Source organism: Ferrovibrio sp. (genome assembly GCF_036381655.1).
Classification (GTDB): Bacteria; Pseudomonadota; Alphaproteobacteria; order Ferrovibrionales; family Ferrovibrionaceae; genus Ferrovibrio.
This window is the reverse complement of sequence record NZ_DASVCJ010000012.1, coordinates 1-15,940: the sequence shown is the minus strand read 5'-3', so window position 1 is coordinate 15,940 and position 15,940 is coordinate 1. Positions and strand designations below refer to the sequence as shown.

General features: G+C 63.9%; 16 protein-coding genes. 2 read left to right on the top strand and 14 right to left on the bottom strand.

What is annotated here, in order from left to right:
- The first annotated feature begins 35 nt into the window (after positions 1-35).
- Together VF194_RS02555 and VF194_RS02550 are read left to right on the top strand one after the other, a co-directional pair.
- A complete protein-coding gene (locus tag VF194_RS02555) occupies positions 36-671 on the top strand; it encodes a glutathione S-transferase (protein WP_330887716.1) in 636 nt (211 codons plus the stop codon).
- Between the two features lie 2 nt (positions 672-673).
- Complete coding sequence (locus tag VF194_RS02550; protein WP_330887714.1) at positions 674-1,678, top strand: pyridoxamine 5'-phosphate oxidase family protein; 1,005 nt, start codon at positions 674-676, stop codon at positions 1,676-1,678.
- A 33-nt stretch (positions 1,679-1,711) separates the two neighbouring features.
- Here the strand turns inward: VF194_RS02550 and VF194_RS02545 are convergent, their stop codons facing one another.
- The 14 genes from VF194_RS02545 to VF194_RS02480 all read right to left on the bottom strand — a co-directional run bounded on the left by VF194_RS02545 (position 1,712) and on the right by VF194_RS02480 (position 15,746).
- Complete coding sequence (locus tag VF194_RS02545; RefSeq protein WP_330887712.1) at positions 1,712-2,398, bottom strand: ABC transporter ATP-binding protein; 687 nt, start codon at positions 2,396-2,398, stop codon at positions 1,712-1,714.
- Positions 2,391-3,644: a lipoprotein-releasing ABC transporter permease subunit gene (locus VF194_RS02540; protein WP_330887710.1), complete on the bottom strand. Its 1,254-nt coding sequence runs from the start codon at positions 3,642-3,644 to the stop codon at positions 2,391-2,393. The genes VF194_RS02545 and VF194_RS02540 overlap by 8 nt, the downstream gene beginning before the upstream one ends.
- 11 nt (positions 3,645-3,655) lie before the next feature.
- A complete protein-coding gene (gene proS, locus VF194_RS02535; RefSeq protein WP_330887708.1) occupies positions 3,656-4,984 on the bottom strand; it encodes a proline--tRNA ligase in 1,329 nt (442 codons plus the stop codon).
- 99 nt (positions 4,985-5,083) lie between these two features.
- Positions 5,084-5,581, bottom strand: a complete 498-nt coding sequence (locus tag VF194_RS02530) for a hypothetical protein (protein ID WP_330887706.1) — start codon at positions 5,579-5,581, stop codon at positions 5,084-5,086.
- Positions 5,582-5,876: 295 nt separating this feature from the next.
- Positions 5,877-6,137, bottom strand: coding sequence for a DUF1467 family protein (locus VF194_RS02525; protein ID WP_330887704.1), 261 nt, complete (start codon positions 6,135-6,137; stop codon positions 5,877-5,879).
- A gap of 9 nt (positions 6,138-6,146) precedes the next feature.
- Entirely contained in the window at positions 6,147-6,551 is a 405-nt protein-coding gene (gene mce, locus VF194_RS02520; protein WP_330887701.1) for a methylmalonyl-CoA epimerase, read from the bottom strand.
- 112 nt (positions 6,552-6,663) lie between these two features.
- A complete protein-coding gene (locus VF194_RS02515; RefSeq protein ID WP_330887700.1) occupies positions 6,664-8,325 on the bottom strand; it encodes a ribonuclease J in 1,662 nt (553 codons plus the stop codon).
- 11 nt (positions 8,326-8,336) lie between these two features.
- Positions 8,337-9,101, bottom strand: coding sequence for a type III pantothenate kinase (locus tag VF194_RS02510; protein ID WP_330887698.1), 765 nt, complete (start codon positions 9,099-9,101; stop codon positions 8,337-8,339).
- A 26-nt stretch (positions 9,102-9,127) separates the two neighbouring features.
- Positions 9,128-9,862 carry a biotin--[acetyl-CoA-carboxylase] ligase gene (locus VF194_RS02505; RefSeq protein WP_330887696.1) on the bottom strand — a complete coding sequence of 245 codons (735 nt, stop codon included), beginning with the start codon at positions 9,860-9,862 and terminating at the stop codon, positions 9,128-9,130.
- Between the two features lie 34 nt (positions 9,863-9,896).
- Entirely contained in the window at positions 9,897-11,345 is a 1,449-nt protein-coding gene (nuoN, locus tag VF194_RS02500) for an NADH-quinone oxidoreductase subunit NuoN (protein WP_330887693.1), read from the bottom strand.
- A 10-nt stretch (positions 11,346-11,355) separates the two neighbouring features.
- The gene (locus tag VF194_RS02495; protein ID WP_330887691.1) at positions 11,356-12,870 is read right to left on the bottom strand and encodes an NADH-quinone oxidoreductase subunit M; all 1,515 of its coding nucleotides are present in this window, start codon (positions 12,868-12,870) and stop codon (positions 11,356-11,358) included.
- Between the two features lie 4 nt (positions 12,871-12,874).
- Entirely contained in the window at positions 12,875-14,806 is a 1,932-nt protein-coding gene (nuoL, locus tag VF194_RS02490) for an NADH-quinone oxidoreductase subunit L (protein ID WP_330887775.1), read from the bottom strand.
- 15 nt (positions 14,807-14,821) lie between these two features.
- A complete protein-coding gene (nuoK, locus tag VF194_RS02485) occupies positions 14,822-15,130 on the bottom strand; it encodes an NADH-quinone oxidoreductase subunit NuoK (protein WP_330887689.1) in 309 nt (102 codons plus the stop codon).
- A gap of 4 nt (positions 15,131-15,134) precedes the next feature.
- Positions 15,135-15,746: an NADH-quinone oxidoreductase subunit J gene (locus VF194_RS02480; RefSeq protein WP_330887688.1), complete on the bottom strand. Its 612-nt coding sequence runs from the start codon at positions 15,744-15,746 to the stop codon at positions 15,135-15,137.
- Between the last annotated feature and the right edge of the window lie 194 nt (positions 15,747-15,940).

Genomic DNA, 15,940 nt, shown 5'->3' with positions numbered 1-15,940 from the left:
GCGACAACGGCAATGCCAGCAGGGAATCGCTCCTCATGACCAAACCCGCCCAGCCCATCAAGCTCTACCGCTTCGCCCTGTCCGGCCATGCGCACAGGGCGGAATTGTTCCTCTCGCTGCTCGGCCTGCCCTTCGAGCGGATCAATATCGATCTTGCCAAGGGCGAGCAGAAGACCCCCGCCTTCCTGGCCAAGAATCCCTTCGGCCAGGTTCCGGTGATCGAGGATGGCGATGTCGCCATCGCCGACAGCAACGCCATTCTGGTCTACCTGGCGCAGCGCTACGACCATGCCGGCACATGGCTGCCGCGCGATCCGGTCGGCGCCGCCCATGTGCAGCGCTGGCTTTCCGTGGCTGCGGGCCAACTTGCCTTCGGCCCGGCGCTTGCCCGGGTGATCCGTCTGTTCAAGCGCCCGATGGACGCCAAGATGTGCATGGCTATCACCGGCCAACTCTTCGCCGTGATGGAGGCAACGCTCGCCCGGCAGGAATTCCTCGTCGGTGCGGCACCGACCATCGCCGACGTGGCGCTGTACAGCTACACGGCGCATGCGCCGGAAGGCGGCATCGCGCTGGAGCCGTATCAGAATATCCGCGCCTGGCTGGCCCGCATCGAAGCCCTGCCAGGCTTCGTGCCGATGCAGCGCTCGCCGGTGCCGGAGGCGGCCTAGCCATGGCCGAGGTCCAGGAGGCCTTCCATGCCGGTGAGCAGGCGATGCAACTGCTTGCCGGCGTGCGCGAGCGGATGGCGGAGGTTGGCCAGCGCGTCATCCGCGACTTCATGCCGGACCAGCATCGCGAGCTGTTCGAGAAACTGCCCTACCTGCTGGCCGGCAGCCGCGACACATATGGCCGGCCCTGGGCATCGCTGCTGGTGGGCCGCCCGGGCTTCGTCCGCACGCCCGATGCACAGACCATGCGCATCGCGGCACGGCCGGCGCCGAACGATCCGCTGACCGAAAGCCTGCGGCCCGGCGCCGCATTGGGGCTGCTCGGCATCGAGCTGCATACGCGCCGGCGCAACCGCATGAACGGGCGGATCACCGCCGTCGAGGATGGCGCCTTCACGCTGCATGTCGACCAGAGCTTCGGCAATTGTCCGCAATACATCCAGGCGCGACGGCCGCGCTTCGTCGATTTGCCGGAAACATTCGCGCAGGCGCATCCCTGGCAGGAACAGGGACCGCTTCTGTCGGCCGACGCGGCGGCATTGGCGGCACAGGCCGATACCTTCTTCATCGCCACGGCCTCGGCCGAGCCCGATCACGGCGGGCGCAGCGATGGCGTGGACATCTCCCATCGCGGCGGCAGACCCGGCTTCGTGCGGATCACGGAGGAAGCCGGTCGCAGCGTGCTGGCCGTGCCGGACTATGCCGGCAATCTCTATTTCAACACGCTAGGCAATATCGCGATCAATCCGAAGGCCGGGCTGCTGTTCATCGATTTCGATTCGGGCAATCTGCTGGCACTCACCGGCGCCGCCAGCGTGATCCTGGATGATCCCCTGATTGCCGCTTTCCAGGGCGCGCAGCGGCTGCTGCGCTTCGAGCCGGAAGCCGGCTACCTGCTGCGCGGCGCCGTGCCCTTGCGCTGGACCGAGCCGGACTACGCGCCGCAATTGGCCAGGACAGGAAGCTGGGAAACGGCGGCAGCGGCGTTGAAAAGCAATCCGGACTGACGGCCGGTGGCCGCATCGCGGTCCCCGCCGGGATCAGGCCGCCAGCAACACGCCTTCGTGCAGCACGACGATACGGTCCATGCGCTCGGCCAGGTCGGTATTGTGGGTCGCGATCAGGGCGCCGACGCCGAAATTGCGCACCAGGTCGGTCAGTTCGCCGAACACCACATCTGCGGTCTTCTCGTCCAGATTGCCGGTCGGCTCGTCGGCCAGCAGGAGGCTGGGGCGGCCGATCAAGGCGCGGGCGATCGCCACGCGCTGCTGCTCGCCGCCCGACAGCCGCGCCGGGCGGTGCGACAGGCGGTGGCTCAGGCCGAGGTGACTCAAAAGCTGGCGCGCCGTGCCATGCGCCTCGGCTTTGCTCTCGCCGCGCACGCGCAGCGGCATGGCGGCATTTTCCAGCGCCGAGAATTCCGGCAGCAGGTGATGGTACTGGTAGACGAAGCCGACCCGCAGGCGGCGCGTCAGCGTGCGTTCGCGATCGCCCATCCGGCTGCAATCCTGGCCGGCGATCAAAATCCTGCCGTCGCTCGGCTGCTCGAGCAGGCCGGCGATCTGCAGCAAGGTCGACTTGCCCGAACCGGACGGCCCCAGCAAGGCCACGATCTCGCCGCGGGCGACCGTGAGATCGACGCCGCGCAGCACCTCGATCTTCTCGCCGCCCTGCTTGAAGGTGCGGCGGATGCCTTCGAGGCGAAGCACCTCGCCCCCTTTATTCATAGCGCAGCGCCTCCACCGGATCGAGGCGGGCGGCGCGCCAGGACGGATACAGCGTGGCCAGGAAGGACAGCGCCAGTCCCATCAGCACGACGGCAAGCACCTGGGTATTCTCCACCTTGGCCGGCAGCTTGGAGAGGAAATAGATTTCGGCCGAGAACAGCTCGGTGCCGGTCAGGTTCTGCAGCCATTGCCGGATCGTCTCGATATTGAGCGAGAAGACCAGCCCGAGCACGAAGCCGGTCGCCGTGCCCAGCACGCCGATGCTGGCGCCGGAAATGACGAAAACGCGCATGATGGCGCCGCGCGAGGTGCCCATGGTGCGCAGGATGGCGATGTCGCGGCCCTTGTCTTTGACCAGCATGATCATGCTGGAGATGATGTTGAAGGCCGCCACCACGATGATCAGCGTGAGAATCAGGAACATCACGTTGCGCTCGACATCCAGCGCATTGACGAAATGGGCATTGGCCTGCTGCCAGTCATAAAGCCGGTATTGCGGCCCGATCGCCTGGCTGATTTCGCGCGCCACGCTGCGTGCCTTGTCGGGGTCGTTGACCCGCACCTCCACGGCGGAGGCCTGTTTCGGCAGACGGAAATAGGTCTGCGCCGCCTCGAAGGGCATGTAGATGAAGCTGGAATCGTATTCGAACATGCCGACATCGAAGATTGCGGCGACGCGATAGCGCGCTACCCGCGGCACGCTGCCGAAGGGCGTCGTCGTGCTCTGCGGCGAGATCAGCGTGATCTGATCGCCCAGATTGAGCCCGAGTTTGCGCGCCAGCCGATGGCCGATCGCCACCGCGTCCTCGCCCTGGAAATCCTGCAGCGAGCCCTGGCGAATGCCGTTGGCGATGGCGCTTTCGCGGCGCAGGTCGGCCGGCGGCACGCCGCGCACCATGGCGCCGACGGCGGCATTGTTGGCGGTCGCCATGACCTGGCCATCGATCATCGGATTAGCCATCACCACGCCGGGCAGCCTGGCGACGATATCCGCGACGCGGTCGTAATCCTTCACCGTCAGCCCGGCTTCCGACTGGATCGTCAGATGTCCGTTCAGGCCGAGGATGCGGCCCATCAGTTCGACGCGGAAGCCGTTCATCACGCTCATGACGATGATCAGCGTCGCCACTCCCAGCATGATGCCGAGAAAGCTGAAGATGGCGATCACCGAGATGAAGCCTTCCTGGCGCCGCGCCCGCAGATAGCGCAGCGCCAGCATCCACTCGAAGCGGGAGAAGAACGGCATCGCGGCTCCTGTTACGCGGCTCGCGCGGCGTTGAGCTTGTTCAGCGCCGCGTCCAGGCCGAGTTCTTCCTTCTCGCCGGTGGCGCGGTTCTTGATTTCGACGGTGCCCGCCTTCAGGCCGCGCGGCCCGATGGTGACCTGATACGGCAGACCGATCAGATCCATGGTGGCGAATTTGGCCCCGGCGCGCTCGTCCCGGTCGTCGTAAAGCACGTCGAAGCCGGCCGCCTTCAGTCTGGCGTAGAGGTCCTCGCAAGCCCTGTCGCAATCCGCATCGCCGGCCTTGAGATTGATCAGACCGATATGGAACGGCGCCACGGCCATCGGCCAGACGATGCCGCTGTCGTCGTGACTCGCCTCGATGATGGCGCCGACCAGCCGCGAGACGCCGATGCCGTAGGAGCCGCCCTCAAGCATGATGCTCTCGCCGTTCGGCCCCTGCACCACCGCTCCCATCGGCTTGGAATATTTGGTGCCGAAATAGAAGATATGGCCGACCTCGATGCCGCGGGCGGCGACCTGCCGCTCCTTCGGCAACGCATCAAAGCGGGCGGCATCGTGCTTTTCTTCCGTGGCCGCATAGGGCGCGGTCCAGCTATCGACCAGCGGCTGCAGGTCGCTGCCGTAATCGACGGCCTCGCCCAGCACGTCGCGCTCGATCAGCGCCTTGTCGCAGAAGACGGCGCTCTCGCCGGTCTCGGCCAGGATGATGAATTCATGGCTGAGATCGCCGCCGATCGGGCCGGTATCGGCCTGCATCGGGATTGCCTTCAGGCCCATGCGGGCGAAGGTGCGCAGATAGGCCACGAACATGCGGTTGTACGAGCGCCGCGCCCCCGCCTGGTCGAGATCGAAGGAATAGGCATCCTTCATCAGGAATTCGCGGCCGCGCATGACGCCGAAGCGCGGGCGCACCTCGTCGCGGAACTTCCACTGGATGTGATAGAGGATCTTCGGCACCTCGCGGTAACTCTTGATCTCGGCCCGCACGATGTCGGTCAGCACCTCCTCGTTGGTCGGACCGTAGAGCATCGGCCGCTCGTGGCGGTCGGTGATGCGCAGCATCTCCTTGCCGTAATCCTCGTAGCGGCCGCTCTTCTGCCACAGCTCGGCCGGCTGGATCGTCGGCATCAGCAGTTCCTGGGCGCCCGCGGCGTCCTGTTCCTCGCGCACGATCTGCTCGATCTTCTTCAGCACGCGGAAGCCGAGCGGCAGCCAGGTATAGATGCCGGCCGCGGTCTGCCGGATCATGCCGGCGCGCAGCATCAGCCGATGGCTGACGATCTGGGCCTCGCTCGGGTTTTCCTTCAGAACGGGGAGGAAATAGCTGCTGAGCCGCATGTTCTGGTTTTCCTGCTAAGACGCGGTTGTGGCTAGGTAATGGGGCGTTTTTAAGGCCGCAGCCAAAGCCCCGCAATGGCCCAGCTGCGAACTTCGCCGTTACTTCGGCGGCTTATGCCTGGCCAAATACGCACGGCAGGCCTGGGCGATGGCATCCTCCGCCGGGCGCTCCAGCGGCTGGCCGTTGAAGGCGAGCCTGCCGGTCATCGGGTCTATGGCGACCCTGGCAACGCCAAGATCGGATTCGCCCAAATTCGCCGGCGTCCGGCTGCCGAGTAGATCCTGCAGGCGCATGGTGAGCGGCAAGGTCAGAGGGCCGGTCAGAGGCAGCGGATTGGCGCCCGGCAGATCTGCCGGGGGGATCGGGCGGCCCCGGGAATCGACATCCCGGCCCGGCCTGTATTCCACGCCCGCATCTGAGCGATGCGCGACATCGGCGGCTTCGCGTTCCGCCAGCAGGCGGCGGCAGTCGGCGGCATCCAGGCTGACGATCAGTGCCGGCTGGCCCGGCCCCGCCTCGGGCTTGGGCTGGGCCATGGCAATACCGGTCCCCAGCAGGGCTGCGGCGACGAGAGTAGCAGACGCAACTCGTTTCATTTTACAACCATGGCGGGCCGCTATTAATAATCGGTATTAAGCAATCCATAATCTGTGTGATTGGTGTCACTTTTCAGATGACACTGGTTTCATCATTCGGTATAGAATTTACGCAACCGCTTGGTAACAGGCGGCCCAAGTCTGGGGAGGCTTAAACTTACCCGTGCGAGACGGGGTACGGAGCGAGGCGCGTCCTTGCTCCTTTCTTTTTTGTACCGCCCTCTTTCGTATATCCGGGCCCGCCCGGAACGATTCCCGCAAAGGTTGTGGATTTTCAGCGCTCTGCGCGGCTACGTCAGCCGCGGCCGAAGACGTCGTTCAAATCCAGCAGATCGTAATAGCCGATCACGTAATAAATCCCGAACAGCACCAGGCTGATCGCGAAGGTCAGCAGGAATTTGAAACCCATGCGCGGGTTGGTCGGTGCCGAGGTGGCCTGGCCGGGCAGCATTTCCTCTTCCGCTTCCGCGGCCGGCTTGACGCCGATCGGCAATACGCAGAACAGCACCACCATGTAGATGATGACGAAGGCGACGGCGTTGTTGAACCAGGTCATGTCGATCCGTCACACTTGCTCGATTTCAATCAGCGTGCCGCAGAAATCCTTCGGATGCAGGAACAGGACCGGCTTGCCATGGGCGCCGGTTTTCGGCTCGCCATCGCCCAGCACCCGCGCTCCTTCGGCCTTGAGCTTGTCGCGCGCGGCGATGATGTCGTCCACCTCGTAGCAGACGTGATGGATGCCGCCTGCGACATTCTTGGCCAGGAAATTGGCGATCGGCGAATTCTCTCCCAACGGATGCAGAAGCTCGATCTTGGTATTCGGCAATTCGACGAAGACAACCGTCACGCCATGTTCCGGCTGGGCCAGCGGCGGAGACACCTTGGCGCCCAGCGTTCCCGAATAGACGGCCGCAGCGGCGGCGAGGTCCGGAACGGCGATGGCGACGTGATTAAGACGGCCGATCATGACGGATGTTTCCTTCCGGGTCGTTTCCTGCGGTCGTTGACTGCAGCGCAATATGAAGGGCTGCCGCGCCCGCTTCAAGGCGGCAAAATGTCTCTCATCCCGGCGTCTTCCGCTACGGCAGACGCACCAGGTGCACCTGGACGGTCGGCTTGCGGCCGGTCAACGTGCGCAGATTGGCGCGCAGCGTACGGATCGCCGTCTGCTCGAGATTGCTGTCGTTGCGTTCCGCCCCGTTGCCCAGCCGGTCGATCGCCGCGGCGATTTCGCCGGCGATCTCGGCGGCGGTCAGCTCCGGCTGACCGTTGACGACACCGGTCAGCTTGACCTGCGGCCCGGCCTGCAGATGGCCGTGCCTGTCGACCACGAGACTGATCGAGGCGGCACCGTTGAAGGCGAGCTTGCGGCGCTGCTGCAGCGCCCCGCCCTGGATCGATACCAGCTCATCGCCGTCGATCGCCAGCCGGCCGGCCGGCACCTGCTCGACCGCCTCGGGCACGCCGGGCGCCAGGCGGATCAAATCCCCGTTGCGCGGCACCAGACCATGCGGCACCTGCAGGCTTTGGGCGAAGCGCGCATGCTCGACCAGATGACGCGGCTCGCCATGCACCGGGATGGCGATCTGCGGCCGCGCCAGGTGATACATCTCGGCCAGTTCGTCGCGCGAGGGATGGCCGGAGACATGAACGAAGGCATCCTTCTCGGTGATCACCTCGATCCCGCGGCTGACCAGTTCGTTATGCACCCGATAGAGCGCGCGCTCGTTGCCCGGGATGATCTTCGACGAAAATACCGTCAGATCGCCCCGCTCGAGCACCACGCTGGGATGGCTGCCGAATGCGATCCGCGCCATCGCACCGCGCGGCTCGCCTTGGCAGCCGGTGCAGACATACATGATCCGTTCGGGCGGCAGATAGCCCGCCTCGCGCTCTTCGACCAGATTGGGAATGCTCTGCAGATAGCCATTCTCCTGCGCCGCCGCGATGAAGCGATGCAGCGAACGGCCGACCAGGCAGATATGCCGGCCGAGATGCCTGGCCACGGCGAACAGGGTTTCCAGCCGCGCCAGATTGGAGGAAAAGGTCGTAACGGCGATGCGGCCGTTCCGGCCGGCCAGCACCTTCATCAGGCTGTCATGGACGTCGCCTTCCGAACCGGATGAGCCCTGGTTGAACACATTAGTGCTGTCGCAGACCAGCGCCAGTACGCCCTTGTCGCCATAGCTGCGCAGCACCTCCACCTCGGTCTGCGGCCCCAGCATCGGGCGCGGATCGAGCTTCCAGTCGCCGGTATGCAGCACGGTGCCGCACGGCGTTTCGATCGCGAGCGCCTGACTCTCCGGGGTCGAATGGGTGATGCTGATCGAGCGGATCTCGAACGGTCCGAGCTTGATCACCTCGCCCGGCTTGTAGATGTTGACGGGAACGTCATTCTCCATCGCCTTCTCGGCCAGCTTGCGGCGCAGCACGGATGCGGCAAAGCCGGTTGCCCAGATGGGGCAACGCAGATCGTTCCACAGATGGCTGACGGCGCCGAGATGGTCCTCATGCGCATGGGTCAGGACAATGCCGAGCAGGCGCTCGCGCCGGGCGGCGATCCAGGTCACGTCCGGTGCCACCAAATCGACGCCCGGCATGCCCTCGTCGGCGAAGCTGGTGCCGAGATCGACCATGATCCACTGATCGGCATACCCGTAGAGATTCAGGTTCATGCCGATTTCGTTCACGCCGCCGAGCGGCAGAAAATAGAGGGACTGCTGGTCGAGACTCTCGGACATGCTTGGTTGCTTCACCCTTTACTGCGCCGGAAGATTTCGATCAGGCCGCGAACCGTGATGTCAGGCACGATCTGCTCTATGACATTGGTGGCGCCGTCGAATACCGGCGCCAGGCCGCCGGTGGAGATCACCTTCATCGGACGGGCGAATTCCGACCGGATGCGGCTGACGATGCCTTCGATCAGTCCGACATAGCCCCAAAACACGCCCGAATGCATGCAATCCACCGTATTGGTTCCGATCACATGGGTCGGCCGCTCGACGACGATGCGCGGCAGCAACGCCGTGGCGTTCACCAGCGCCTCGATGGACAGATTGATTCCGGGCGCGATCACGCCACCGCAGTAGCTGCCCTCTTCATCGACGACATCGAAGGTGGTCGCCGTACCGAAATCGACGACAATCAACGGCGTCCTGGGGAACAACACGCTGGCGCCCACGGTGTTGCAGATGCGGTCGGCACCGGCGCCCTGGCCCTTGATCTGGATGCCGTATCTGACATTCGGCTCGCCGAGGATCAGGGGTTCGGTGCCGAAATACCGTTGACACAGGCGGCGCAGATTGAACGTCGCCTGCGGCACCACGCTGGCGATGATCGCATCGGTAATCTGCTCCGGGTCGATCTTCTCGATCGCCATGAGCTGCATGAGCCAGACGGCATGTTCGTCGGCGGTCCGCATCGCCGAGGTATGCTGGCGCCATTCGCCGACGATGCGGTCGCCGTCGATCACGCCGAATTTGACGTTCGTATTGTTGGCATTGATGGCAAGCAACATGGCTTTTCCTTTCAACCGGCCGATATTCAGGCGGCGGGAAAGACATCGCCGGCGGTAATCGCCCGCCGACGACCATCGGGCAACTCCAGCAGCAGGGCCCCGCTCTCGTCCAAAGCAGCGAAGCGCCCATGCAACTCGCCATCCGGCAGCCGCACGACGACCGGCTGCCCCAGGCCCTGCGCCCGCCGCAGCCAGGCCTCACGGACCGGGCCGAAGCCTTCCGCCTGCCAGCGGCCGTACCAGTAGCCCAACCGGGCCAGCAGCCATTCGGCGAACTCACGCGGCGCAACGGTTACGCCATGCGCCGAAAGCGAGGTCGCCGTATAAGGCGTATCGGTTGGATGATATGCCAAATTCACGCCAATACCGATCACAACCCAATCCAGCGAACCATCGGGTTTGGTTCGCGATTCCAGCAGGATACCGGCGATTTTTGCGCCGTCCACCTGAACATCGTTGGGCCATTTGCAGCCAAGCCGGCGGCGCAGCGCGGGAGCGGCCAGTTCCAGTGCGTCGGCCAAAGCCACTGCGGCCAGGAACGACAGCCTGGCGGCCTCCGCCGCCGTGGTGGCGGGGCGCAGCAGCACCGAGAGAAACAGGTTGCCTTCAGGCGATTCCCAGGCGCGGCCACGCCGGCCGCGGCCGGCGGTCTGCCGTTTCGCCGTAACGGCGAGGCCCTCGGCGGCGCCGGCTTCCGCCTGCCGCCGGATTTCCTCGTTGGTGCTGTCGATGACCTCGAAGGCCCTGAGATCCCAGATCATCAGGCAGCCTGCGCGGTCATCGGCTCGGACCTTCTCAGGGGAAGAGCGCTTTGGCCGCGGTTTGCGCCGCCGCCAGCAGCGGCGCCGGCCAAACGAAATACAGGATGGTGAACAGTCCGGTGACCGCCATCACCGCACCAAGTTCGCTGCGCACCGGCTTGGCCAGAGGCTCTACCGCGTCGTCGAAATAGATGATCTTGACGATACGCAGGTAGTAGTAGGCGCCCACCACCGAGGTCAGCACGCCGATGATCGCCAAGGCGTACAGATGCGCGTTGATGGCGGCGACGAAAATATAGAATTTGCCGAAGAAACCGGCGAGCGGCGGAATGCCTGCCATCGAGAACATGAACGCCGCGAACAGGAAGGCCATGCCCGGATGGGTCTTCGCCAGCCCGGCCAGATCGGAAATGCCCTCCACCATCTGATCCTTCTGCCGCATGGCGAGGATGCAGGCGAAGGTTCCGACATTCATGGCCAGGTAGATCGCCAGATAAACCAGCACGCCGCGAATCCCCTCTTCCGTGCCGGCCGCCAGCCCGATCAGGGCGTAACCGACATGGCCGATCGAGGAATAGGCCATCAGTCGCTTGATGTTGCTCTGCGCGATGGCGGCGAATGCGCCGAGGATCATGCTGAGCGCGCTGATCACGATGATGATCTGCTGCCAATCGGCGCCGATATCCGAGAACGGCGCCAGCATGGCGCGCACGAACAGGGCCATCGTCGCCATCTTGGGCGCGACCGAGAAGAAGGCGGTCACCGGAGTCGGCGCGCCTTCATAGACGTCCGGCGTCCACATATGGAACGGCACCGCCGAAATCTTGAACGCCAGGCCGGCCGACAGGAACACAATGCCGATGACGAGGCCGATCGAGGCATGCTCGGCGCCGCTCAGGGCCTTGGCGATCGCCGGGAATCCGGTCGAGCCGGCAAAACCGTAGATCAGCGAAGCGCCATAGAGCAGCATGCCCGAGGACAGCGCGCCGAGCAGGAAATACTTCAAGCCCGCTTCGGTGGCGCGGCCGGAATCGCGCTTGAAGGCCGCCGTGACATAGAGCGCCAGCGACTGCAATTCGAAGCCGAGATACAGCACGATGAGATCGTTGGCCGAGACCATCATCAGCATGCCGACGCTGGAGAGCAGGATCAGCACCGGATATTCGAAGCGCTCCATCCGCTCGGTGCGGATATAGCCGATCGAGAGGATGATGGAGAAAGCCGAGCCGAGCAACACCAGCATCTTGGAGAAGCGGCTGAAGCTGTCGGCAACGAACATGCCGCCAAAGGTCGTCGTGGCGGCCCCGGGCTGCATCGACAGCAGCACGGCGGTCACCGCCAGGGCGAGGACGGCAAGCCAGGAAACCAGGCGGGTGCTCTTGTCGCCCTGGAAGACGCCGAGCATCAAGAGCGCCATGGCGGCAAGCGCCAGCCAGACTTCCGGGTAGACGGGCGCGAGCGCGGGAAGGGTCGAAGCGGTCACGGGCTAACTCCTAGCGGGCGGCCATCGCCACCGCCTTGGCGGCGGCCAAAGCCGTCTGATGCTGATCGAGCAGGTTCTTCACCGATACGGCAATCACATCGAGGAAGGGCGCCGGATAGATGCCCATCCACAAGGTCAAGGCGATCAGCGGCGCGAAGATGGCGATCTCGCGCGGACTCAGGTCGAGCATGGCCTTCAAATCGGCCTTGGTCAGCTCGCCGAAGATCACCTTGCGATAAAGCCACAGCGCATAGGCCGCCGACAGGATGACGCCGGTGGTGGCGATCAGCGCAACCCAGGTATTGGCCTGGAAGGCGCCGACCAGGCTGAGAATCTCGCCGACGAAACCCGATGTCCCCGGCAATCCGACATTGGCCATGGTGAACAGCATGAAGACGGTGGCGTATTTCGGCATGTTGCTGGCCAGCCCGCCGTAACGCGCAATCTCGCGCGTATGCAGGCGGTCGTAGACCACGCCGACGCAGAGGAACAGGGCACCGGAAACGATGCCGTGGCTGAGCATCTGGAAGATCGCGCCTTCGACGCCCTGGGTGTTGAGCGCGAAGATGCCCATGGTCACGAATCCCATATGCGCGACTGAAGAATAGGCGATCAGCTTCTTCATATCCTCCTGCATCAGCGCCACCAGCGAGGTGTAGACGATGGCGATGACGGAGAGCGTGAAGATGAACGGCGCGAAATGCTCGCTGGCCAGCGGGAACATCGGCAGCGAAAAACGCAGGAAGCCGTAGCCGCCCATCTTCAGGAGCACCGCGGCCAGGATGACCGAGCCGGCGGTCGGCGCCTCGACATGGGCATCCGGCAGCCAGGTATGCACCGGCCACATCGGCATCTTCACCGCGAAGGACGCGAAAAAGGCCAGCCAGAGCCAGTTCTGCGCCTCGGCCGAGAACAGGCCGGTCTTCATCAGGCTCGGGATGTCGGTCGTGCCGGCGGTGAAATACATGTACAGGATCGCCAGCAGCATCAGCACCGAGCCGAGCAGCGTGTACAGGAAGAATTTGAAGCTGGCATAAACGCGCCGCTTGCCGCCCCAGATGCCGATGATCAGGAACATCGGGATCAGGCCGGCCTCGAAGAACAGATAGAACACCACGAGGTCGAGCGCGCAGAAGACGCCGATCATCAGCGTCTCCATCACCAGGAAGGCGATCATGTATTCCTTGACCCGGACCTCGATGGCATTCCAGGACGCCAGGATGCAGAGCGGCATCAGGAAGGTGGTCAGGATGACGAACAGCATGGAAATGCCGTCGACACCCATATGGTAGTTGATACCGGCGCCGATCCAGTCGACGTTCTCGACAAACTGGAAGTTGGCGGTCGAGGTATCGAAATTCAGCCAGATCAGCAGCGACACGGCGAAGGTGATCGTCGTGGTCCACAGGGCCACCGAACGGGCGTTACGTGCGACGATCTCTTCCGGGCCGCGCGCCAGGAAGATGAAAGCCGCGCCCACCAGGGGCAGGAAGGTGACGATCGACAGCAAGGGCATGCTCGACATCTTCTCAGTGCCCCATGAAGGTAAAGAAATAGGTCACCAGCGCCACCACGCCGATCAGCATGGCGAAGGCATAGTGATAGACGTAGCCGGACTGCAGCACCGAGGCGCGCCTGGCGAGCCGCACGACCGTGGCCGCGAAGCCGTCGGGGCCGAGACCGTCGATGATCCGCCCATCCCCGCCCTTCCAGAGCAGGCGGCCAAGCCACATGGCGGGACGGACGAAGATGAAGTCGTAGATCTCGTCGAAATACCACTTGTTGAGCAGGAACTGGTGAAGCACCGCCTGCTGCTTCGCGGCCCGCGCCGGCAGTTCCGGATCGCGGATATAGGCCCACCAGGCTACCGCAACGCCGACCAGGCCGACGACGATGGGGCCGAACTTGACCCAGGCCGGCACCTCATGCGCGGCTTCCATGGCCTTGTGGTCTTCCAGGATGAAGATCGAATGGCCCCAGAATTCCTGCCAGTGATGGCCGACCATGCCATCGCTGAACAGGATGCCGGCGAAAACGGCGCCGATCGACAGCAGGATCAGCGGGATCAGCATCACCCAGGGGCTTTCATGCACATGCTCCATGACGTGATGGTCCGCCCGCGGCGCGCCGTGGAAGGTCAGGAACAGCAGACGCCAGGAATAGAATGCGGTCAGCACCGCAGCGGCCATGCCGAGGATATAGGCATACTGGCCGACGCCGGTGCCGGCGCCGAAGGCGGATTCCAGGATCATGTCCTTGGAGTAATAACCGGCGAAGATCGGGAAGCCGGCCAGGGCGAGCGAGCCGATCCACATCATCACATAGGTGATCTTGATGTGCTTCCACAGTCCGCCCATGCGGCGCATATCCTGCTCGCCGTCGACGGCATGGATCACCGAGCCGGCGCCCAGGAACAGCAGCGCCTTGAAGAAGGCGTGCGTGAACAGATGGAAGATCGCGGCCGGATAGGCCGAGACGCCCAGCGCAAAGAACATATAGCCGAGCTGCGAACAGGTCGAATAGGCGATCACCCGCTTGATGTCGTGCTGGGCCAGGCCGACGGTCGCGGCGAAGAAGGCGGTCGAGGCGCCGATCACGGCGACGATGTTGAGCGTATCCGGCGCATATTCGAAAAGCGGCGAGCAGCGCGCCACCATGAAGACGCCGGCGGTGACCATGGTTGCGGCATGAATCAGGGCGGAAACCGGGGTCGGGCCCTCCATGGCGTCCGGCAGCCAGGTATGCAGGCCAAGCTGGGCCGACTTGCCCATGGCGCCGAGGAACAGCAGGAAGGTCGCGACATTGAGGATGTCCCAATCCTTCCACAGGAAATGGAAGGTCTTGCCGGCCAATCCCGGCGCCGCCTGGAACACGGTGTCGAAGTTTACCGATCCCACGGTGAAAAACAGCGCCATGATGCCGAGCGCGAAGCCGAAATCGCCGACGCGGTTGACCACGAAGGCCTTGATTGCGGCGGCATTGGCGGACGGCTTGTGGAACCAGAAGCCGATCAGCAGGTAGGAGGCCAGACCGACGCCTTCCCAGCCGAAATAAAGCTGCACGAAATTGTCCGCCGTGATCAGCATCAGCATGGCGAAGGTGAACAGCGACAGATAGGCGAAGAAGCGCGGCTTGCTCGGATCATGGCTCATGTAGCCGACCGAGTAGATATGCACGAGCGCCGACACCGTATTGACCACCACCAGCATCACGGCGGTGAGCTGATCGATCCTGAGCGCCCAATCGACGCTGAAGCTGCCCGAATCGATCCAGTCCAGCACCGGTACGGTGGCCACCATCTCCTTGCCGACCACCAGATAGAGCGCGACCCAGGAAAGGACCGCGCTGATGCTGACGGCAACGCAGGTGATCGCCATCGAGGCGGCATCGCCCAGCCGGCGGCCGAACAGGCCGGCGACGATCGCGGCCAGCAGCGGCAGGAAAACGATCAGGTGATACATCGTCATCTTGCCGCCTCAGCCCTTCATCAGATTGATATTCTCAACCGCGATGCTGCCGCGGTTGCGGAAATAGACCACCAGGATGGCCAGGCCGATCGCCGCCTCGCCGGCCGCCACGGTCAGCACGAACAGCGCGAATACCTGGCCGACCAGATCCTGCAGGAAGGTGGAAAACGCCACCAGGTTGATGTTGACCGCCAGCAGCATCAGTTCGATCGACATCAGGATGACGATGACGTTCTTGCGGTTCAGGAAGATGCCGAAGATCCCGAGCGTGAACAGGATCGCAGCAACGGTGAGATAATGTCCAAGGCCAATGGTCATCGTCTTATATCCCCTGCCGCGGTTCGACCTTCTTGATCACCACGGCGTCTTCGCGGCGGCGACCGATCTGCTCGGCGATGCTCTGGCGCCGCACGCCAGGCCGCGAGCGCAGCGTCAGCACGATGGCGCCGATCATGGCGACCAGCAGGATCAGGCCGGCGCCCTGGAACAGGAAGATGTACTTGGTATAGAGCACCGACCCGAGCGCATGCGTATTGGTCACCTGGCCGACAGCCGCCAGAGGTTCGGCGGCGACCTCCTTGGCCATCGGCGTAATCACCCAGCCGCCCAGCACCAGGCCGAGTTCGATCAGCAGAATGGCGCCGATCAGGCCGCCGATCGGCAGATATTGCAGGAACCCCTGGCGCAGCTCGACGAAATTGATGTCGAGCATCATGACCACGAACAGGAACAGCACCATGACGGCGCCGACATAGACGAGCACCAGTGCGATGGCGAGGAACTCGGCTTCGATGAGCAGCCACAAGAAAGAGCTCTGCACGAAGGCGAGAACGAGGAACAGCGCCGCGTGCACGGGGTTGCGCGACGTGATGACGCCGAGCGCGGCCACCACGAGCACGGCCGCGAACGCGTAGAAGAGCACCCCGGTGATCAAGACGTCTCGTTCCTTATCTTTCTTGGTCTAGCGGAAAGCGGCGTCGGCCGCCTTGTCCGCTGCGATCATCGCTTCGTACTTGTCGCCCACGGCGAGCAGCTTGTCCTTCGTCATGATGTTCTCGCCTTTCCGCTCCATGTGGTACTCGTGGATACGGGTCTCGACGATGGCGTCGACGGGACAAGCTTCCTCGC